Here is a 20,061-nt window from a genome sequence, read left to right as displayed (position 1 = left end):
TCGAAAATGGAGGGGCTGCCCCTCTTGTTTTTGGGGGGTGCTTTTGTTTTGGGTGGGGGTAGCGTATAATCCGCGCGACTTAATTTTGACTAAGCTAAAAGCGGAGATTCTCATGGCTTTAGAACGTACACTTTCAATCATCAAACCTGATGCGGTTGGCAAAAATGTGATCGGTGGTATCTACAACCGTTTCGAAACTGCGGGCTTCCGTATTGTTGCAGCAAAAATGATGCACTTGAGCACCGAGCAAGCAGAAGGCTTCTACGCTGAGCACAGCGAGCGCCCATTCTTCCGCGCTTTAGTCGACTTCATGACTTCTGGCCCAATCATGGTGCAAGTACTTGAAGCTGAAGACGCAGTGAAGCGTCACCGTGACATCATGGGTGCCACTAACCCAGCTGATGCACTGGCAGGAACTTTACGCGCAGACTATGCTGAAACCATCGACGAAAATGCTGTCCATGGCTCTGACTCAGCAACTTCAGCAGCACGTGAAATTGCTTATTTCTTCAGCGACGAAGAAATCTGCCCACGTACTCGCTAAGCTGACACCAGCATAGCACTAGCGTTAACAAACCCGCGGTGCGTGAGGCCATGCTTCCGCCGCGGGTTTTTGATCAAAAAAACGAGTTTGGTTATGAATGCAGTCGACAAAAAAATTAATCTTCTTGATTTGAACCGCAAGCAATTGCGCGAATTCTTTCAAGAGCTTGGTGAAAAGCCATTTCGCGCCGACCAGGTGATGAAGTGGATTTATCACTATTGTGTCGACGATTTCGAGCAGATGACCAACCTCAACAAAGCGCTGCGCGAAAAGCTCCAGCAAATCGCTGAAATCAAAGCGCCAGAAGTCCGCGTTCAGCAACAGTCGAGCGACGGCACCATCAAATTCGCGATGACCCTATTCGACGGGCAAGACGTGGAAACCGTGTGGATCCCAGAAGAAGGCCGCGCCACCTTATGTGTCAGCTCGCAAGTCGGCTGTGCGCTTGAGTGCACCTTCTGCTCAACTGCCCAACAGGGCTTTAACCGCAACTTGCGGGTCGCTGAAATCATTGGCCAAGTGTGGCGGGTGAGTAAGCTCCTTGGAGCTTTTGGTGAAACCGGCATCAAGCCTGTGACCAACGTCGTCATGATGGGGATGGGCGAGCCACTGCTCAACCTCAACAACGTGGTGCCCGCAATGGAGCTGATGCTTGATGACTGGGGCTTTGGCCTGTCAAAGCGGCGCGTCACCCTCTCAACCTCGGGCGTGGTGCCAGCGCTTTATAAGCTCAAAGAAGAAATCGATGTCGCTTTAGCGATTAGCTTGCACGCACCGAATAACGCATTGCGCGACGAGATTGTGCCGATTAATAAGAAATACAATATCGCCGAATTCCTGGAAGCAAGTCGCCACTACATCGACGGTTCGAAAGCCAACAAAGCCGTCACCATCGAATACGTCATGCTTGATCATGTCAACGACTCGATGGAGCAAGCCGAAGAGCTGGCGCGCGTGCTCAAAGGCACGCCAAGCAAGATCAACCTGATTCCATTTAACCCGTTCCCGGGCAATCAATACGGGCGCAGTAGTAATTCGCGCATTGATCGCTTCGCCAAAGTCTTACAAGGTCACGGCTACACAGTGATGGTCCGGAAGACCCGTGGTGACGATATTGACGCAGCCTGTGGTCAGCTCGTCGGTGATGTCATCGACCGCACCAAGCGCATCCTCAAGCGCCAACAAGCCCAGCGTGGCGGTGATGGCATCAGCGTTAAGGCCGTGTAAAGCAAAAACCAGCGCTTTCAGAACCTTAAACACTGGGGTAGTATAAGAGCCTAACCAGCAACAAGGGCCTCATCATGCGAACGTTTGCGACACTGATGCTGTGCGCGCTCCTCAGCCTTGGGCTCAGCGGCTGCGTCAGCCAGCGCACAGTGGATGGTAAAGACCAACCCGCACAACAATTCGATGCCAACGAAGCCGCGCGCACCCGCTTAGCGCTCGGTTTGCAATATTTACGTGCCGGCAACTTTACCCAAGCCCGCGCCAACCTTGAGCGAGCTCGAGATTTCGCGCCGCGGATGCCAGAAATCTACACCGGTTTAGCCTTTTATTTCCAGCAAGTGCAAGAATACGGCCAAGCCGAGCAAAACTATCGTTATGCGCTAAGACTCAAACCCGACGATGGCGACACCCTCAACAATCTCGGCGTCTTACTCTGCTCGCAAAGTCGTCCTGATGAGGCGGATGAACTCTTTAACAAAGCCATTGCCCAAACCAATTATGTGCGGGTCGCGGACACCTATGAGAATGCCGCGCTCTGTGCCGCGGATCATAACCGCTACAAGAGTGCTGAAAATTATTACAAGCTGGCGCTTAATCACAGCCCGAATAACGTCGAAATTTTAGAAAGCTACGCGCGGATGCTCCTAAAACTCAGACGTTTCAGTGATACCGAAGTCGTGCTCGCGCGCCGCGCCGCGCAGCCGCGCTTAACCGCAGAGTATTTATGGCTCGAAGTCCAACTGGCGGAAGTTCAACGCAAGCCCGCTAAGCGCGCTCAGTTTGCCGAATTATTACAGGCCCGGTTCCCAACTTCAGGCCAGGCCCAACAATTGAAAGATGAGAGTTATGAGTAATCGTAAAAAATCAGCTGATGCGAATGAACAGCAACTAACCAACAGTCCAGGCAGCATGATTCGTTCGGCGCGCCAAGAGGCGGGGATGACCGAGCAAGAGTTAGCTGATCATCTGCGCTTGCGCTTAGCCGTTGTCAAAGGGATCGAACAAGATCAGTATGAAGGCTTGGCCAGCTCGACCTTCCTGCGAGGATATTTGCGAGCGATTGCTAGGGTACTGGAACTCGATGCCGAACAATTGTTGCGAGCTTATGAGAATATTCGCGGTGACACCGATGTCGAATCGAATGTGAAAATGCAAAGCTTCTCACAGCAGCACATTCGTGAGCGTAACGATAATCGACTGAAATGGGCCAGTTATATCATTATTGCAATCGTCCTTGGTGCCGCGATTATTTGGTGGATTCAAGAGAGTGATTTTCGCATAAATACAATCACTGGCTCGGATGATGCTCCGACTCAAGCTGAGTTTATTGCTAATCAAGATGAGTCAAAAATAGCAGTAAGTGTGCGGCCACGTTCTCAGTCACAGCCAGCTTTTGAACCAGGAAAAAGCTCTCCAACGGAAGCTGAAGTTCGCTCTCAAGTTATGGCAGATAGTGGAATCGATACAGCCGCAGAACCGGTTCAAGAACCGATAGCTGCGGAGCAACAACAATCCGATCTACAAGCCGAAGCAATAGCTGAAACCGAGTCAGAGCCGCAACCCGAGCCAGAGCCCGAGCCAGAGCCCGAGCCAGCGCCAACGCCAACCGAGCCCGCCAGTAGCCTCGATAGCCTGGTCATGACCTTCAGCGATGCGTGTTGGGTAAAAGTCGTCGATGCCACCGGTGAAGAGATTGCCATCGGCGTGAAAGCAAATGGCTATCGAATGCCATTACAAGGGCAGGCACCTTTTGCTATTATTCTATGTAAACCTGACGCGGTTGAAATGACGTATAATGGCGAGCCAGTCGATTTAAGTGGATATCGTCGCGGCCGCTCAGTCACCATGACTTTAGGTGGCGAGTAATAACGCGCTAGCGGCGAACAAATAGAATATAAGCCAAGAATATAGGTGAAGCGGTGTTAGACAATCCGATTAAGCGACGCCCATGTCGTAGAATTTATGTAGGTAATGTCCCCATCGGTGACGGCGCGCCCATTGCTGTGCAGTCCATGACCAATACCGAAACCACAGATGTCGCCGCCACAGTTGCACAAGTCAAAGCTATTGCCGCAGCCGGCGCCGATATTGTCCGGGTCAGTGTGCCGACCATGGATGCCGCAGAGGCCTTTAAACACATTAAAGCCCAAAGTCCAGTGCCGCTGGTTGCAGATATTCATTTCGATTATCGTATCGCGCTGAAAGTGGCCGAATATGGCGTCGATTGCCTGCGCATTAATCCAGGTAATATCGGTAACGAACAACGCATTCGAGCCGTGGTCGACGCTGCTCGCGATAAAAACATCCCCATTCGCATCGGCGTAAACGGCGGCTCACTCGAACGCGACTTACAAGAAAAATACGGCGAGCCAACTCCCGCGGCATTGGTTGAATCAGCGATGCGTCATGTGGATATCCTCGATCGGCTTGATTTCCAAAACTTCAAAGTCAGCGTGAAGGCCTCTGATGTCTTCCTTGCGGTCGAGAGCTATCGCTTACTCGCCAAACAAATCGAACAACCGCTGCACCTTGGCATCACTGAGGCCGGTGGCTTGCGTGGCGGCTCGGTCAAATCAGCCATTGGCCTTGGCATGCTATTAGCCGAAGGCATCGGCGATACCATCAGGGTTAGCCTGGCTGCCGACCCAGTCGAAGAAATCAAAGTTGGTTTTGATATTCTCAAATCACTGCGCATTCGCAGCCGCGGTATCAATTTTATCGCCTGCCCAAGCTGCTCCCGCCAAGAATTTGATGTGATTGGGACCGTTAACGCCCTTGAGCAGCGCCTCGAAGACATTACCACACCGATGGACGTGTCGATTATTGGTTGTGTCGTCAACGGCCCGGGCGAAGCACTGGTGTCGCAAGTTGGCCTTGCTGGGGCGAAAAATAAGAGTGGTTTTTACCTCGACGGCGAGCGTCAAAAAGAGCGCATCGATAACACCGATATCGTGGATCAGCTCGAAGCGAAAATCCGCGCCAAAGTAAAACAGCTAAATGCCGAGAAGATTCCTGTGAAGCAGGCGTAAGCTGCGGTATACTAGCGCGCTCAAAATTAAACCTAGCAATAGAATTGAACTGACGTGGCCAAAAATATTCAAGCAATTCGCGGAATGAACGACCTGTTGCCCAGCCAATCACCGGCTTGGCAATATGTTGAGGGCGTGCTGCGCCAAGTGGCAAGCGCCTATTCATACGAAGAAATTCGCATGCCGGTGCTCGAAAGCACCGACCTTTTCAAACGCTCAATCGGTGAAGTCACCGATATCGTCGAAAAAGAAATGTACACCTTCGACGATCGCAACGGTGATAGCCTGACGCTGCGCCCAGAAGGCACCGCAAGTTGTGTCCGTGCCGGCAACGAGCATGGCTTGCTCTACAACCAAACCCCACGGCTTTGGTATATGGGCCCGATGTTTCGTCACGAGCGTCCACAAAAAGGCCGGTATCGTCAGTTTCATCAGTTCGGTATTGAAGCCTTTGGCATGCCAGGGCCAGATATCGACGCCGAAATTATTCTATTGTCAGCTCGGCTTTGGAAAGCCTTTGGCATCGAAGACCAAGTAGAGCTGCAATTAAACTCGCTGGCCTCGAACGAAGCGCGTGCCAACTATCGTGATGCCTTGCGTGAGTTTTTGCGTGCCCACGAAGCCGAGCTCGATGAAGATTCGCAGCGCCGCCTTGATAGCAACGTGCTGCGCGTGCTCGATAGCAAGTCGCCGCAAACCCAAGCAATTCTTGCGAACGCGCCGCGCTTATCAGACTATTGGGATGACGAATCACGCGACCATTTCGAAGGTTTGTGCACCCGTCTTGATGCCGCTGGCATTCGTTATACCTTAAACGAGCGCTTGGTGCGCGGCTTAGATTATTACAACCGCACCGTGTTCGAGTGGGTCACCACTGAACTTGGCGCGCAAGGCACCGTGTGTGCCGGGGGCCGTTATGATGGCTTGGTTGAACAACTCGGCGGTAAACCAACGCCGGGGGTGGGCTTTGCCATGGGCATTGAGCGCTTAGTGTTATTGCTCGAAGCACAAGGTAAAATCCCATCCAGCCGCAGTACCGACCTCTATGTCATGGCCGGCAATGCGGAGGCGGAACTTATCGTTTTACGCGTTGCCGAACAGCTACGCGATGGCCAAATTGGGCTTAAAGTACAAGTGCACAGCGGCAGCCAAGCGCTGAAGAAAAAGCTCAACAAAGCTGATAAATCAGGGGCCGAATACGGATTAGTGGTGTTTATGGATGGGGGCATCGAGACTTACCAGCTGAAACACTTGCGCGATCGTGACCAAGCCGATCAAGAATTCACTCAAATTGATGCAGTTATCCGCGCGCTGTAAGCGTTGTAGGAACGGGCAAGTACGGAAGGAAAGACCATGGAAACAGAAGAACAACAAGTCGAACAGATTAAAGCCTGGTGGGCAGAGCATGGCCGCGGCATTATCGCTGGTTTAGTGATTGGTTTTGCCCTGTTTTACGGCTGGCAATATTACGACAACAGCGTCCGCGCTGGGCAAGAAGCACAAGCCGAGCAGTACGCTGCGATTATCGCTGAGCTCGAGCAAGATGCCGAGGCTGCAAGCGGCAGCGCGCAAACCTTTATTGCTGAAAATGGCGACGCCATTATGGGCCAACTTGCAGCATTTGAGCTGGCGCGTGCGGCCATTCAAAACGATGATTTAGCGCAAGCAGCTAGTCTTTATCAAGGCGTGCGTGAGCAGGCCGAAGGCTCAGTAAAAGGTGTTGCAGCAGTGCGTGAAGCGCGCGTGCGCCTAGCCCAACAAGACTTCAGCGGTGCCTTAGATGCGTTAACGGTCGCCAGCACAGTTGCAGGGTTTGAAGGCATGAGCCACGAGTTGCGCGGCGATGTGTTGCAAGCACAAGGCGACTTAGCCGGCGCACGCAGTGCCTATCAAGCCGCAATTGATACAGTCGAGTACCAGTCACAACTGGCCGAAATCAAACTGAAAAGCATCCCGGCGGATTCATGAAATTAACCAGTTTTGTACGCTACAGCCTAATCGCCGCCAGCTTGAGCCTCGTCTCAGGCTGCTCACTGCTTGGCTATAGCGACGATGAGAAAACCTATAAAGAGCTACAGCCGCTCACTACCAGCGTGCCAGCCAATATCTTGTGGCAAGGCGAAGTAGGGGATGGCGTCGGTAGTTTCTTTTCGCGCCTGCACCCAGTTAAAGTGAAGGACTATGTTATTGCCGCAGACCGTGCCGGCGAAGTCCGTGCAATGAACGCCGCAACCGGCGCATTGGTGTGGCAAATCGACGTGCGTGAACTGCTCGGTAGCGAAGGCGATGGCTGGATTTTCCCAAGCGAACCGTTTCGCATTGCCGGTGGTTTAAGCACTAACCCATCGCAAACTCAAGTGTACTTGGGCAGTGAGAATGGCACCTTATTGGCATTGAACGCCGAAGACGGTTCATTGTTCTGGCAAGCCAGCGTGGATGGCGAAGTCTTAACCGACCCTGTGGTCAGCGACGGTATCGTGGTATTGAACACTGGCTCTGGCACTATTGTTGCACTAAGCGAACAAACCGGCGAAGAAATTTGGACCCTTGGTACCGACGTACCTGCGCTGAGCCTACGTGGCACCGGCGCACCAGCTGTGACCAACGGCGGGGTATTATTTGGTACGGCCAACGGCAAGCTCAAAGTCGCCGTACTTGATAACGGTCAAGAAGCCTGGGAAGCCCGATTAGCCGTGCCGCAAGGGGCAACTGAATTGCAGCGTTTGGTCGATTCAGACGTGCAACCGATTATCTCAGGCACAGCCGCCTACTCAATTGCCTACAACGGCCAATTATCAGCGGTTGAATTACGCAGCGGTCGGATCTTATGGCAACGCGAGTACAGCTCTTATCGCGATATGAGCTACACCCTAGGGCGTCTGTATCTGACCGATAGCCAAGACAGCGTCTATGCCGTTGACGTTAACGGTGGGATCGAGCTCTGGTCAAATGACGATTTCCAAGGCCGCAGTGTGACTGAACCCGTGCGCTTTGGCGATTACATCGTGGTCGGCGATCGCTTTGGCTTTTTACACTTTTTAGCGGCAGGCTCGGGTGAAAACGTTGGCCGCTTAGAATTAGACAGCGAAATTTATACCGCTCCAATTGTCGCAGGCGATACCATGTATCTGCAATTGCGCGATGGCAGCGTGCTCGCGTTAGGGCTCTAAAAATATGTTACCAGTGGTCGCCCTTGTGGGCCGCCCCAATGTGGGCAAATCAACCTTATTCAATCGGTTAACCCGCACCCGCGACGCACTGGTTGCAGACTTTCCGGGGCTTACCCGCGACCGTAAATACGGTCAAGCCAACTATGATGGCTACCAATTTATCGTCATCGACACAGCCGGTGTGCATGGCGATGAAGAGGGCATCGATGCTGAAATGGCGGCGCAGTCATTGCGCGCGATTGATGAAGCGGATGTCGTCCTCTTTATGGTGGATGCCCGCGATGGCATCACCCCAGCCGACCAAGGCATCGCTCAGCACTTGCGGCGCATCAACAAAAAAGCTTACGTGGTCGCCAACAAAATCGATGGCATTGACGCCAATTCTGCCCAAGCAGATTTCTTTGAACTCGGTCTGGGGAATGTCTATGGCATTGCTGCAGCGCATGGTCGTGGCGTTGAACAGCTTCTGCAAAAGTGCTTTAACCCATTGCTTGAAGCGTATCCTGAGCTAAAAATCACCGAGCAAGAGCCTGAGCCACTGCGCGATGAAGATGGCGAGATAGTCTACGATGCCGAGGGTGAAATTGTTTATGCTGAGCCTGGTTCACCTGAGCTTGAGCATGACCAAATTGATTATGAGGCACTGCCCCTTAAATTGGCGATTATCGGGCGTCCGAACGTCGGTAAATCGACCTTAACCAACCGCATTCTCGGCGAGGAGCGGGTGGTGGTTTACGATATGCCCGGGACGACTCGGGATTCGGTGTATATTCCCATGCAGCGCGATGATCGTGAGTATATCCTCATTGACACGGCTGGGGTGCGGCGCCGTGGTCGGATTGACGAAACCGTCGAGAAGTTCTCGGTGATTAAGACTTTACAAGCAATTGAAGATGCCAACGTCGTGTTGTGTGTTCTCGATGCCCGCGAAACTATCTCGGATCAAGACCTTAACTTAATTGGCTTTGCCTTAAATGCCGGCCGTTCGATTGTGATTGCGGTAAATAAATGGGATGGCTTGAGCCAAGATCAGCGCGATGAAATCAAGCGCGAACTTGACCGCCGCTTGGGCTTTGTCGACTTCGCCCGGGTGCATTTTATCTCTGCGCTACATGGCTCAGGGGTCGGCAATCTGTTCGAATCGGTGCAAGAGGCCTATGCTTCAGCAACCCAGCGGGTTGGCACCTCTAAGCTCACCCGGATTATGGAAATGGCCACCGAAGAGCATCAACCACCTTTGGTTTCTGGGCGTCGCGTGAAATTAAAATATGCGCATGCCGGCGGCTACAACCCACCGCGGGTGATCATTCACGGCAACCAAGTGACCAAGTTGCCGAATTCCTATCAGCGCTATTTGATCAATTACTTCCGCAAAGCCCTTGGCGTTATGGGTACGCCCATTAAAGTCGAGTTCCGTGAGTCGGTGAACCCGTATGCCGGCAAGAAGAATCAGCTGACCCTATCGCAACAGCGCAAGCGCAAGCGTTTGATGAAGTTTATTAAGCGGAAGAAATAACAGCTAGTTCTGCTGCTTCACCTTAAGTAACTGACGGCGTTGCTTTTTATCCGGCTTTGCATCAGGGTGCGGGTTATAAGTGGCATTAAGCTTACGCAGTTGCGCCTCTTTCTCGCGTTTGGCGATGCTCGCTTGGGTTTCTCGATAGAGCTGTTGCGCCAGTGGCGCGCTCAAGCGGTTCTCGCTTAGGCCTAGTACCTCGACTTCCCAGATATCGTAACCGCGCGGGACTTTGATGACTTGTCCGACGCTGATGGTTTTTGCCGGCTTTACCTTTTGTCCATCGACACTGACCTTACCAGACTGCACTAGCTGCCTGGCAAGCGAACGAGTTTTGCAAAAGCGTGCGGCCCACAGCCATTTATCGATTCTTACCGTATCCGTCATAAGCGTTAGTCGTGGTCTAGCTCGAAGTCAGCGGCGGTAAAGACATAATCCGCATTGCAGTAATCACAGTGCATGCTGATTTGCCCATCCGTTGCCAGGATGTCTTTGATTTCAGTTGGCGTTACCGTCGCTAAAGCTTCGAGCGAGCGCTGCCGCGAACAGCCGCAGAAAAACTCCACCGGCTGCGCAGGGTAAAGCTCGAGTTGCTCTTCATGGTATAATCGCTGTAATACGGTAAGAGCGTCTACGCTAAATAACTCGTGCGCGGTCATGGTTGCGGTTAAATGTTCCAGATGCTCAAAATAGCTGCGGTCATGACCCGCTGCAGGCATCACTTGTAATAACATCCCCGCTGCATATTCGCCATCAGCGTGCAGCCAAACCCGAGTGTGCAGCTGCTCCGATTGAGTAAAGTAGTTTTCGATAATTTCAGCAATACTGCTGTAATCGGCACTGACCACGCCCTGGTACCGCTCACCTTGCTTCGGCGTTAGGGTAATAATCAGCATCGCTTTACCGAGCAGCTGTTTGAGCGAGTAGTCGTTGTCATCAAGTTCCGATCTTAACCGCGCGATACCGCGGAGCTTATGGTCATGCGAGCCATTCACCGAGATAAAATTAACCGGGCCATCGCCTTGTAACTGCAAATTAATATGGCCTTCAAATTTTAGGGTGGCGCTCAATAAGGTGGTGGCAGCCATCAACTCGCCGAGTAATTGTTGCACAGCCGCCGGATATTGATGCCCCTGCAACAACTGCTGATAACTGCTTTTCAACTGCACCAATTCACCGCGCACATCCTGCTCAGAAAAGGTGTAACGGTACAAACAATCGGTGGCTGGCGAGACAGAAGCTTGCATGCTGAGTTTCCTACATTCATGATGGAGTCATATTGGGGCAATATGATACCAAATTTACGGAATTATATCTGTTCAGTTGTGGTCGAAGTCGCTAGAATGAAATCAACAATGCGCGCTATTACAAAATTATAACGAAGATGCCTATGTCCAAATTAAATTTGGCAGTACTAGGGTCCCGTGCTTTGTGGGCTGTTACTGCCATCTTCGCAGCACTTGCGGTGTGGTTGCTGGCGCAACTGACCTGGCAGGTGCTCACCCCAACTCCAGAGCCTGTGGCTGGGCCGCTTGCCGCTGCGAGTGTTAATCGGTCCACCCCGCTTAACCTAGCCGGGGTCACTCGCTTAAATCTATTTGGCGCCGCCCAGCAACGCAGTGGCAGTGTCACCTCTGCGCCGAAAACTACCTTGAATGTGCGTTTGCTTGGGGTATCCGCGAGTTCTGACCCGGCCCGCTCCGCCGCTATCATTGAACAGCGCGGCTCACAGCAAGTGTATATTATTGGTGAACAGTTACCTGGTTCGCGAGTCGAGTTAGTCGAAATCTTCGCCGATCGGGTCATTCTCGACAACAACGGCCGCCTCGAAACCCTCGAACTCGAAGGAATTGGTGAGCTGAGTGATGGTTTGCGCCTAAGCACTTCGCCCACCGCCGCGTCCGCCCAAACCAATGAGGGGCAGCCCCCCCGTGCGACATCGGCTGACCGCCCCCAAATCCAGCGGCAGCGTTTATCTGCCTCACAAGTACAGCGAGTTCGTTCGCTCGATGCCGAAGGGGTCTTACGGTACATTAAGATTCAGCCGGTAGCGGAATCAGGCGGATTGCGTGGCTATCGGTTAAGCCCGGGCTCTGACCCGGCGTTATTTGAAGCGGCAGGCTTTGAAAGCGGGGATATCGCGGTAGCGGTAAATGGTGCCAACTTGAGCGATATTTCGACCGCCATGCAGATGCAAGAAGATTTGAAGACCATGAATGAGGTCACCATTACCGTCGTGCGCGGTGATGACTACATCGATTTAAAACTCCAAGTGCCGGCGAGTGAATAAGATGACCGCCGTGAAGCGAATGGGAAAAGGAACCAGTATGCGTAAATCCACCCTATCCATAGCCGTATTAATGGGGCTTAGTCTGAGCAGTTTGAGCTTGCAGAGCTGGGCCCAAATGCGTGGCACGGATCAAGCCGAGCCAGTTGAATATGCCGCCAGTTTTAAGAACACCGATATCACTGAATTTATCCAACTGGTGGGTCGCAACCTCGGTAAAACCATGATTATCGACCCCGATGTGCGCGGCAAAATCGACGTCCGCAGCTACGATGTCATGAACGAACAGCAGTACTGGCAATTTTTCTTGAACGTGTTGGATGTGTACGGATTTGCCACTATCGAGATGGAGTCGGGCATCATCAAAGTTATGCGCGATAAAGATGCGCGCAACGGCGCGATCCCGGTGGTGGATAATAACGATTTAGGCGGTGACACCCTGGTCACGCGGGTCGTGCCAGTGCAAAACGTTAACGTCCGCGAGCTGGCGCCTTTGCTACGCTTGCTGAACGACCAAAGTGGTGGCGGCAACGTGGTCTCTTACGACCCATCCAACGTGATCATGCTCACCGGTCGCAGCGAGACCGTGCAGCGCCTCGTTGAAGTCATCGAGCGCGTCGACAAAGCCGGTAATCAAGACGCCGAAGTGGTGAAACTACAATATGCCTCAGCAGCAGAAGTGGTTCGCATCGCTAGTGCTTTGTACGAAAAAACCAACGATGGCACACCGCCGCTATTGATCCCAAAAATCGTCGCCGATGAGCGCACCAATAGTGTGGTGATTAGCGGTGAGCCGAAAGCGCGCGAGCGGGTGATGAAGTTAGTTCGCCAGCTGGACCAAGATTTACGCGCCGAGGGCAACACCCGCGTTTATTATTTGAAGTACGCCAAAGCTGATGAACTCGTTGACGTATTACAGGGCGTTTCCGAGTCACTTGCCGCCGAAATGGCAGGCGCCACAGCCGGTGGTGCGGTGCGTGCAGGTTCGCGTGGCAAAGAAATTTCGATTTCAGCACATACCGCCTCAAACTCAGTGGTGATTACCGCTCAGCCGGATATGTTGTCATCGCTTGAGAGTGTGATTCGTCAGCTGGATATCCGCCGTGCACAAGTGCACGTTGAAGCGATTATTGTCGAAGTGTTCGACTCTGATGGTATTGATTTTGGCTTACAGTGGATTTCTGAAGACGGCGGCTTAGTGCAGTGGAATAACGGCAACCAAGCTCCGATTGGGGCCGTCGCTGCTGGCGCCTATCAAGCGCGCGAGCAGCCAGGCACCACGACCACCACCATAGTTGATGGTAATGTGGTCACCACCACCACCCCTGATGTGCCTGGCAATACTGATTTATTGGCGCAGGTACTGGGCAACGTCAACGGCATGATGGTCGGTGTGGTGAAAAACGACTGGGGCGCAATTTTACAAGCCGTGTCGAGCACCACCAATTCGAACGTCTTGGCCACACCAAGCATTACCACAGTCGACAACGAAGAAGCCTCATTCCTGGTCGGTCAAGAAGTGCCGACTTTGACGGGCTCGACCGCGGGTGATAACAATAGTAACCCATTCCAGACCGTGAATCGCCAAGAGATCGGGATCAAACTGAGGGTGACCCCACAAATCAACGAGGGTAATTCGGTCCAACTGTTTATCGAGCAAGAAGTTTCTAGTATCGGCGGCGCAACAGCGGTGGATATCACCATCAACAAGCGTGAATTGAAAACCACAGTCATGGCCGAAGATGGCGAGACCATCGTGCTTGGCGGTTTGATTGATGAAGACGTGCAAGAGAGCGTCTCGAAGGTGCCGTTATTGGGCGATATTCCGTTGTTAGGACAGCTCTTTACCTCGACTTCAACAACTAAACAAAAGCGTAATTTGATGGTCTTTATCCGGCCGACCATTTTGCGTGATTCGGCTGGCGCAATGGAAGTTAGCTCGCGCAAATACAACTTTATCCGCGCCGAGCAAATTCGTGCCAACGAAGATGGCATCGAACTCATGCCATTCACCGAGCAACCGGTGGTGCCGGAGTGGGATGGTGAGTTGACTTTGCCGCCGGGGTTTGAGGATTACCTGCGGGATAACAAAGGAGGGGCAGCCCCTTCAAAAAGAGGGGCAGCCCCTACCCAAAAATCGGAGGATGGCGGCAATGACTAACGTTGCTGAAGTCGCAGCGGAAATCAGTCCACGCCGCTTGCCCTTTGGCTTTGCGAAGCGTTTTGGGGTGGTTGTCGCGACCCCGCAGGAGGGAGGGGCAGCCCCTACCTCAGAGGGGGGGCAGCCCCTAGCAAAAGAGGGGCAGCCCCTCTTTATCGTGCACACTCGGGGTGTCCCATCACCGCAAGCTTTATTAGAAGTTCGGCGCATCCTCGATGCTCCATTTCGCGTACAGCAACATGAGCCAGAAGCGTTCGAAGCGATCTTGACCGCGGCCTATCAGCGCGACTCGTCTGAGGCGAAACAGCTGATGGAAGATATTGGCTCAGCAGACTTAACGACATTGGCCGATGAATTGCCGCAAACGGAAGACTTGCTCGAAAGTGAAGACGACGCGCCGATTATTAAATTGATTAATGCCATGCTGTCCGAGGCTATCAAAGAGGGCGCTTCGGACATCCATATCGAAACCTTTGAGAAAGAATTGCGGGTACGTTTCCGTATTGATGGCGTGTTGCGTGAGGTGATTCGGCCGAATCGCAAGCTTAGCTCGCTACTGGTATCGCGGATCAAGGTTATGGCGCAGCTCGATATCGCCGAAAAACGCGTCCCACAAGACGGACGCATCAGCCTCTTAATCGCCGGTCGTGCGGTTGATGTGCGGGTCTCGACCATGCCCTCAAGCCACGGCGAGCGGGTGGTTTTGCGTTTGTTGGACAAAAATAACGCGCGTTTGAACCTCGAGCAGCTCGGTATGACCGAGGCGAACCGCAAAGTTTTCGCACAACTGATTAAAAAACCGCACGGTATCATTTTGGTGACCGGGCCGACCGGATCGGGTAAATCGACCACTCTTTATGCGGGCTTGATGGAGATTAATTCGCGTGACCGTAATATTCTGACCGTCGAAGATCCGATCGAATATAACATCGAAGGCATCGGCCAAACCCAGGTAAATCCGAAGGTGGATATGACCTTTGCGCGAGGGTTGCGAGCTATTTTACGACAAGATCCGGACGTGGTCATGGTCGGTGAAATCCGCGATGTTGAAACCGCGCAAATCGGTGTGCAGGCCTCATTAACCGGCCATTTGGTCTTATCGACCTTGCACACCAACACCGCCTCGGGTGCGATCACGCGCTTGGAAGATATGGGTGTCGAACCGTTTTTACTGTCGTCATCTTTGTTGGCAGTTCTAGCTCAGCGGCTGGTTCGAACGCTCTGTGAAGACTGTCGCGAGCCCTATGAAGCAAGCGCCGACGAGCTTAAATATTTCGCCCACTTACCACGCCGAGTTCGTGAAAATGTCCAGCTTTATCAAGCACGTGGATGCGAACACTGTAATGGTTCAGGCTATCGAGGCCGAACTGGGATCCATGAGTTGCTGGTGGTTGATGAGACCGTCCGCGACTTTATCCATAATGGCCACGGCGAACAGGCGATTGAGAAGTATATCCGCAAGTATTCCCCGAGTATCCGCGATGACGGTCTTGCCAAAGTCGCCGTCGGCGTGACCACGCTCGAAGAAGTGCTTCGTGTGACCCGCGAGGAATAAGAATGGCGGCGTACGCATATCAAGCACTTGACGCAAAGGGTCGCAAGAAATCCGGTATTTTAGAGGCAGACACTGAACGTCAAGTGCGTCAGCAACTGCGCGAAAAATCATTGATCCCGATTTCGGTTGAAGAGGCTGAAACGGGTAATCGCATACAAAAAAAAGAGGGGCTGCCCCTCTTGAAAAAGGGGCAGCCCCTCTTGCGCAGAAGGGCTGCCCGTATTAGCTCAGGTGACCTTGCGCTGATCAGTCGGCAAATGGCGAGCTTAGTTGGTGGGGGGCTGCCCCTCGAACAGGTGTTGCAGGCGGTGGCTGAACAAACCGAGAAGCCGCGCTTACAAGGCTTGGTGATGGCCGTGCGCTCAAAAGTCGTCGAGGGCTACTCCTTGGCTGAATCGATGGCCGAGTATCCTTATGTTTTTGATAAACTTTTCACCTCGATGGTGGCGGCAGGTGAACGTTCCGGGCATTTAGATGAAGTGCTTGAGCGTTTGGCGGACTATACCGAGCAGCGCAATAAGTTGCGTGGACAGCTGATGCAGGCATTGGCGTATCCAGCGATCTTAACCATGGTCGCCGTCGCCGTTATCGTGTTTTTGCTGGTGTCAGTGGTGCCGGGTATCGTCGAGCAGTTTGTTCAGCTTGATGCCAGCTTGCCAACCACAACCACTGTCTTACTTTCGATTTCTGGATTTTTACAAGCAGCGTGGTTGTATATCTTGCTGGCGCTAGTGAGTGCTTACGTTGGATTGAAATTCGCGTTGCGACGTCCGACGTTTCGCGACCGTTATGACGGCTGGCTATTGCGTTTGCCATTGGTCGGAAAAGTGATTCGAGGCGTCAATACCTCTCGCTTCAGCCGCACCTTAAGCATTCTCACCGCATCGGCCGTGCCGCTACTCGAGGGCCTAACCATTACCGGACGCATTATCAGTAATCGCGCTATGCAGATTGCCTTGAAAGAAGCCGCTGATCGCGTTCGCGAAGGTGCATCATTACGAGCGGCTCTGGCTCAAAGTAAATTGTTCCCGCCAATGATGCTGCATATGATCGCCGCCGGCGAGCGTAGCGGGGAACTCGAGGACATGCTCGGGCGCGCGGCAGATAATCAGGACCGCGATTTCGAACAAACCATGAATATTGCACTCAAAGTGTTTGAGCCGCTGTTGATCGTGACCATGGCGGGTGCAGTTTTATTTATTATTTTAGCGATTATTCAGCCGATTATGGCGCTTAACCAAGCCATCGGCTTGTAGTATTGGAGGAGTTTATGCAGATAAAAGCAGAGCAACAGCGTGGATTTTCATTGCTCGAAATCATGGTCGTTTTGGCTATTTTGGGCATCCTCGCGGCGCTTATCGTACCGAACGTGATTGGCGCAAATGAGCAGGCCGAACGGCAGAAAGCGAAGACAGATATTGTCCAACTTGAGAGTGCGTTAGCGCAGTATCGCCTTGATAATGGGATGTTTCCGACCACCGAGCAGGGCTTGCAAGCCTTGGTGGCTGAGCCAACCATTGACCCAGCGCCGCGCAACTATCGTCGCAATGGCTATATCCGCCGCTTACCACAAGATCCGTACGGTAGTGACTATCTCATGCTGAATCCAGGCGAGTATAGCGACATCGATATTTTCTCAGCTGGCCCAGATCGTCAGCCGGGCACCGACGATGATATCGGCAACTGGAATTTAGACGATTCACCTAGCGCTGACTGATGCAACGCACGCGCGGCTTTACACTTATCGAAGTGTTGGTGGTGATCGCCATTATCGGTGCGATCATCTCCACAGTCGCGTTCGTCATACCTGATCGCAGCGACGAAGATCGGGCCGAGTTTGCAGTCACGCTACAACAGCAAATCTTGTACGCCTCCGAGCTAGCTCTGGTGCATCAGCAGATTATTGGGCTGTATGTCAGCGACCCTGCTGCGCAAAATCGCACAGGGGGCAGCCCCTCCGATCCAAGCAGGGGCAGCCCCTATTTGTTTTTGGTTTGGTCGGCCGAAAATGGTTACTGGTCTAAGAGTACAGATCGCGGTTTGCAGCCACGCCGTTTACCCGCTGGAACGAATATTTTACTTGAAAGTGATGATTTTGAATTGCTCCAGCAAGAAGACCTAATTCTTGAAGATTTATTAGTCTACGAACCAGTTGATAAATCAGAGGATGATGATGAAAAGTTGACGAGTGGTGAAAATTCGAACAGCGAAGAGGGAGGGGCTGCCCCTCCTTTTGAGGGGCTGCCCCAGCTCATCATTTACGGCAATGGCGAATTACCAAACTTTCATGTAACGCTGAAATCGCGCGACGATTTCGACGCGACGCAATGGGTGATATACGCTAATGATGGATTCAACGCTGAGTTAGCGACCGCCGCCGCATATGCAGAGATTGATCCGGATTATCAGCCATGAATAAGCGCGCAAGTGGCTTCACTCTAATCGAAGTTTTAGCGGCCATGGCGATTTTTGCCTTGATCGCAGTCGCCGCCATTGCCGCCGCAACCCAGCATGTCGACAGCCTCAGGTACATGGAGCAAAAGACCTTTGCGCGAATGGCCGCAAGTAACGCTATCAGTCGGATTTCTTTGAGCTATCCTCCGCAAGATGGTGCGTCGGGCCTCGAAACAATCGGTGACATCGAATGGCGTTGGCGTTCAGAAGTGGTTGAAACTGCGACAGAAAATGTCTTTTTTGTCACAGTGCGGGTAAGCGAAGAATCAGACCGAACAGAAGCCGAAGTCCTCTTTGAACTGAGCCGCTATATGGGCCCTGAGGGAGGCGCTCAGTGAGTTTTCGTTCGCGCCAATCATCAGGTTTTACCCTGGTTGAAATTCTCGTAGCGGTGGCCGTTTTTGCGCTGCTGGGGGTGGCAAGCTCAGTCACGGTTCAACAGATGATCAGAACTAAAGAGCAATCATCTGAAAAACTTCAACAATTACAAGAGCTTCAGCGAGCAATGCTGATCATGGAGCAGGATATTCGAGGGATGGTGAAGCGAACCAATCCGACTGGTCGGCTGCTGTTTGTAGATGTTGAGCAAATTGCGTTTATTCGCAATGGTTGGCTGAACCCTGGCGCTGCGTTGCCCCGCAGTCAATTACAGCCTGTGATCTACACACTACGAGACAACCAATTGATTCGGCAGCACTTTTACTTTCCTGATGTGAGCCTTAGTGCCGAGCCACAAGAACGCATTTTATTAGATAAAGTAAGTGAAATGCGCATGCGTTTTTATCTTAAACCTGAGCCAAATGCGGACGCGCAAGTGCGCCAACGCGGAGGTGCATGGGTTGAGTCGTGGAACTTCCCAAATGCGCTTCCGCATGCAATTGAATTGACGCTCGAGACCGAAACTTGGGGACGAATTGAGCGCGTGTTTTTAATAAATGGCGGAGAATTAAAAGAAAAATCGATCTTGGTTGGGCCTGATCCGAATAATCCGGGCACCAATCAAGGAGGGGCAGCCCCTCCTCAAACGGAGGGTGGAAGCTAATGAATATACCACTTCGTTTGTTTAATCAGCGCGGTGTCGCGCTCATTATGGTGTTGTTCGTCGTTGCCCTAGTCGCCGTTGTCGCGCTTAGCTTAACCAAGGCGTTGCAGCCGAGTGTGGTGCGCACGGCCAATATGCAACTTGGCGAGCAGGCTTATTGGTATGCGGTGAGTGCGGAAGAGGTCGTGCGCGAGCTGTTACAGTCCGAGCTAAATGACAATGATATGGTCGCCAATCGCAGCCAATTATGGGCGGCTAGCTCTGAAAACTCTCAACCACTGCCCGTTCCTGGCGGTTTAATTGAAGGGACGATTCATGACCTACGTGCTTGTTTTAACTTGAATAGTTTGCGCGTACCAGAGACCGATGCGGGGAATAATCCGACCGAAGGGTTGTTAGTTCGACGCAAAGCACAGCTGCGAATGTTGTTGCTGGCGGCTGATGATCGCATCGACCCCTATGCCGCGGACACAGTGGTGGATTCGCTCGCCGACTGGCTGGATCCGGACGAGCGTATAAGCGGGACCTACGGTGCCGAGGATGCGGACTACGAATCGCAGCAGTTTCCGCATCAAGCCGCTAACACATATTTGAGTGAAGTCAGTGAGTTACGTCTAGTTCGAGGAGTGACGCCACTGATTTACCGCGCCCTTGAACCCTATGTTTGTGCGTGGCCACATGATGCGAATATGGCGATTAATGTGAATACCTTAGCAGAAGGGGCTGCCCCTCTTTTGCACGCTGTTTCGCTCGGTTCGCTGTCACTAGATGACGCGAAGCGATTTCTTGAAAATCGTGATATGAATGGCTTCGAAAGCGAGGAGCAAATGCGCACAGATCGCATATTAACTCAGGCTGCAGCAAAGCCAATTCAAGCTAATTTTGGCGGGGGAGCTCGCCCTACCAGCGCTGCATTAGCAGGTTTAGGCGGCGCACTTGATGATTTAACCGTAAAAAGCGAGTATTTTGAGTTAAGAGCTGAAATAACTGTCGGAGATTTGCGCATTAGAGGCCGTTCGGTTGTCGAAATTACGCCCGAACAAACTCGTGTGCTGTACCGAAGTTTAGGAGATTAA

Annotated in this window: 20 protein-coding genes; 18 read left to right on the top strand and 2 right to left on the bottom strand. The window is 52.4% G+C overall.

Features of this window, described 5'->3' with window-relative positions:
- Positions 1-112 precede the first annotated feature (112 nt).
- The 9 genes from ndk (at position 113) to der (ending at position 9,486) form a co-directional block, all read left to right on the top strand.
- Complete coding sequence (ndk, locus tag CWI83_RS05315) at positions 113-544, top strand: nucleoside-diphosphate kinase (protein ID WP_126826755.1); 432 nt, start codon at positions 113-115, stop codon at positions 542-544.
- 93 nt (positions 545-637) lie between these two features.
- On the top strand, positions 638-1,771 hold the full coding sequence (gene rlmN, locus CWI83_RS05310) for a dual-specificity RNA methyltransferase RlmN (protein WP_126826752.1): 1,134 nt from the start codon (positions 638-640) through the stop codon (positions 1,769-1,771).
- A gap of 74 nt (positions 1,772-1,845) precedes the next feature.
- Entirely contained in the window at positions 1,846-2,625 is a 780-nt protein-coding gene (gene pilW, locus CWI83_RS05305; protein WP_126826750.1) for a type IV pilus biogenesis/stability protein PilW, read from the top strand.
- Complete coding sequence (locus tag CWI83_RS05300) at positions 2,618-3,637, top strand: RodZ domain-containing protein (RefSeq protein WP_198677250.1); 1,020 nt, start codon at positions 2,618-2,620, stop codon at positions 3,635-3,637. The genes pilW and CWI83_RS05300 overlap by 8 nt, the downstream gene beginning before the upstream one ends.
- Positions 3,638-3,690: 53 nt before the next feature.
- Positions 3,691-4,800 carry a flavodoxin-dependent (E)-4-hydroxy-3-methylbut-2-enyl-diphosphate synthase gene (ispG, locus tag CWI83_RS05295; RefSeq protein ID WP_126826744.1) on the top strand — a complete coding sequence of 370 codons (1,110 nt, stop codon included), beginning with the start codon at positions 3,691-3,693 and terminating at the stop codon, positions 4,798-4,800.
- Positions 4,801-4,854: 54 nt separating this feature from the next.
- On the top strand, positions 4,855-6,117 hold the full coding sequence (gene hisS / locus CWI83_RS05290) for a histidine--tRNA ligase (RefSeq protein ID WP_126826741.1): 1,263 nt from the start codon (positions 4,855-4,857) through the stop codon (positions 6,115-6,117).
- A 36-nt stretch (positions 6,118-6,153) separates the two neighbouring features.
- Positions 6,154-6,768, top strand: coding sequence for a YfgM family protein (locus CWI83_RS05285; RefSeq protein ID WP_126826738.1), 615 nt, complete (start codon positions 6,154-6,156; stop codon positions 6,766-6,768).
- A complete protein-coding gene (gene bamB, locus CWI83_RS05280) occupies positions 6,765-7,970 on the top strand; it encodes an outer membrane protein assembly factor BamB (protein ID WP_126826735.1) in 1,206 nt (401 codons plus the stop codon). The genes CWI83_RS05285 and bamB overlap by 4 nt, the downstream gene beginning before the upstream one ends.
- A gap of 4 nt (positions 7,971-7,974) precedes the next feature.
- Positions 7,975-9,486, top strand: a complete 1,512-nt coding sequence (der, locus tag CWI83_RS05275) for a ribosome biogenesis GTPase Der (RefSeq protein WP_126826732.1) — start codon at positions 7,975-7,977, stop codon at positions 9,484-9,486.
- Positions 9,487-9,489: 3 nt separating this feature from the next.
- Here der and CWI83_RS05270 read toward each other — a convergent pair whose 3' ends face one another.
- Positions 9,490-9,873 (bottom strand): RNA-binding S4 domain-containing protein, encoded by a 384-nt coding sequence (locus CWI83_RS05270; RefSeq protein ID WP_126826730.1) that lies wholly within the window; start codon positions 9,871-9,873, stop codon positions 9,490-9,492.
- A gap of 5 nt (positions 9,874-9,878) precedes the next feature.
- Positions 9,879-10,733, bottom strand: a complete 855-nt coding sequence (gene hslO, locus CWI83_RS05265) for an Hsp33 family molecular chaperone HslO (RefSeq protein ID WP_126826727.1) — start codon at positions 10,731-10,733, stop codon at positions 9,879-9,881.
- Positions 10,734-10,876: 143 nt separating this feature from the next.
- On the opposite strand from hslO, the gene gspC reads away from it, so the two are divergent.
- From gspC to gspK, 9 genes are read left to right on the top strand one after another with little or no spacing between them, the layout of a single operon-like run.
- Positions 10,877-11,776, top strand: coding sequence for a type II secretion system protein GspC (gene gspC, locus CWI83_RS05260; RefSeq protein ID WP_157980369.1), 900 nt, complete (start codon positions 10,877-10,879; stop codon positions 11,774-11,776).
- A gap of 37 nt (positions 11,777-11,813) precedes the next feature.
- Positions 11,814-13,934 (top strand): type II secretion system secretin GspD, encoded by a 2,121-nt coding sequence (gene gspD / locus CWI83_RS05255; protein WP_126826721.1) that lies wholly within the window; start codon positions 11,814-11,816, stop codon positions 13,932-13,934.
- Complete coding sequence (gspE, locus tag CWI83_RS05250) at positions 13,927-15,489, top strand: type II secretion system ATPase GspE (protein ID WP_126826718.1); 1,563 nt, start codon at positions 13,927-13,929, stop codon at positions 15,487-15,489. Before gspD ends, gspE begins: the two co-directional genes overlap by 8 nt.
- Positions 15,490-15,491: 2 nt before the next feature.
- A complete protein-coding gene (gspF, locus tag CWI83_RS05245) occupies positions 15,492-16,745 on the top strand; it encodes a type II secretion system inner membrane protein GspF (RefSeq protein ID WP_126826716.1) in 1,254 nt (417 codons plus the stop codon).
- A gap of 14 nt (positions 16,746-16,759) precedes the next feature.
- Positions 16,760-17,206 (top strand): type II secretion system major pseudopilin GspG, encoded by a 447-nt coding sequence (gene gspG / locus CWI83_RS05240; protein ID WP_126826713.1) that lies wholly within the window; start codon positions 16,760-16,762, stop codon positions 17,204-17,206.
- Entirely contained in the window at positions 17,206-17,904 is a 699-nt protein-coding gene (locus CWI83_RS05235) for a prepilin-type N-terminal cleavage/methylation domain-containing protein (protein WP_126826710.1), read from the top strand. The genes gspG and CWI83_RS05235 overlap by 1 nt, the downstream gene beginning before the upstream one ends.
- Positions 17,901-18,281 (top strand): type II secretion system minor pseudopilin GspI, encoded by a 381-nt coding sequence (gspI, locus tag CWI83_RS05230; RefSeq protein ID WP_126826708.1) that lies wholly within the window; start codon positions 17,901-17,903, stop codon positions 18,279-18,281. Before CWI83_RS05235 ends, gspI begins: the two co-directional genes overlap by 4 nt.
- Entirely contained in the window at positions 18,278-18,985 is a 708-nt protein-coding gene (gene gspJ, locus CWI83_RS05225; RefSeq protein WP_126826705.1) for a type II secretion system minor pseudopilin GspJ, read from the top strand. The genes gspI and gspJ overlap by 4 nt, the downstream gene beginning before the upstream one ends.
- Positions 18,985-20,061, top strand: coding sequence for a type II secretion system minor pseudopilin GspK (gene gspK, locus CWI83_RS05220; RefSeq protein WP_126826702.1), 1,077 nt, complete (start codon positions 18,985-18,987; stop codon positions 20,059-20,061). The genes gspJ and gspK overlap by 1 nt, the downstream gene beginning before the upstream one ends.

Origin of the sequence: Pseudidiomarina taiwanensis (assembly GCF_003987435.1) — a bacterium.
Taxonomy (GTDB): domain Bacteria; phylum Pseudomonadota; class Gammaproteobacteria; order Enterobacterales; family Alteromonadaceae; genus Pseudidiomarina; species Pseudidiomarina taiwanensis.
This window is presented reverse-complemented; position numbering and strand designations above follow the sequence as displayed.

Excerpts from the sequence above, each read along its gene's own strand:
- rlmN (WP_126826752.1), top strand. The coding sequence starts at position 638 with ATGAATGCAGTCGACAAAAAAATTAATCTTCTTGATTTGAACCGCAAG.
- gspK (WP_126826702.1), top strand. The coding sequence starts at position 18,985 with ATGAATATACCACTTCGTTTGTTTAATCAGCGCGGTGTCGCGCTCATT.
- bamB (WP_126826735.1), top strand. The coding sequence starts at position 6,765 with ATGAAATTAACCAGTTTTGTACGCTACAGCCTAATCGCCGCCAGCTTG.
- gspF (WP_126826716.1), top strand. The coding sequence starts at position 15,492 with ATGGCGGCGTACGCATATCAAGCACTTGACGCAAAGGGTCGCAAGAAA.
- gspD (WP_126826721.1), top strand. The coding sequence starts at position 11,814 with ATGCGTAAATCCACCCTATCCATAGCCGTATTAATGGGGCTTAGTCTG.
- pilW (WP_126826750.1), top strand. The coding sequence starts at position 1,846 with ATGCGAACGTTTGCGACACTGATGCTGTGCGCGCTCCTCAGCCTTGGG.
- der (WP_126826732.1), top strand. The coding sequence starts at position 7,975 with ATGTTACCAGTGGTCGCCCTTGTGGGCCGCCCCAATGTGGGCAAATCA.
- gspI (WP_126826708.1), top strand. The coding sequence starts at position 17,901 with ATGAATAAGCGCGCAAGTGGCTTCACTCTAATCGAAGTTTTAGCGGCC.
- gspC (WP_157980369.1), top strand. The coding sequence starts at position 10,877 with ATGTCCAAATTAAATTTGGCAGTACTAGGGTCCCGTGCTTTGTGGGCT.
- hslO (WP_126826727.1), bottom strand. The coding sequence starts at position 10,733 with ATGCAAGCTTCTGTCTCGCCAGCCACCGATTGTTTGTACCGTTACACC.
- gspG (WP_126826713.1), top strand. The coding sequence starts at position 16,760 with ATGCAGATAAAAGCAGAGCAACAGCGTGGATTTTCATTGCTCGAAATC.
- CWI83_RS05300 (WP_198677250.1), top strand. The coding sequence starts at position 2,618 with ATGAGTAATCGTAAAAAATCAGCTGATGCGAATGAACAGCAACTAACC.
- CWI83_RS05235 (WP_126826710.1), top strand. The coding sequence starts at position 17,206 with ATGCAACGCACGCGCGGCTTTACACTTATCGAAGTGTTGGTGGTGATC.
- ndk (WP_126826755.1), top strand. The coding sequence starts at position 113 with ATGGCTTTAGAACGTACACTTTCAATCATCAAACCTGATGCGGTTGGC.
- CWI83_RS05270 (WP_126826730.1), bottom strand. The coding sequence starts at position 9,873 with ATGACGGATACGGTAAGAATCGATAAATGGCTGTGGGCCGCACGCTTT.
- CWI83_RS05285 (WP_126826738.1), top strand. The coding sequence starts at position 6,154 with ATGGAAACAGAAGAACAACAAGTCGAACAGATTAAAGCCTGGTGGGCA.
- gspE (WP_126826718.1), top strand. The coding sequence starts at position 13,927 with ATGACTAACGTTGCTGAAGTCGCAGCGGAAATCAGTCCACGCCGCTTG.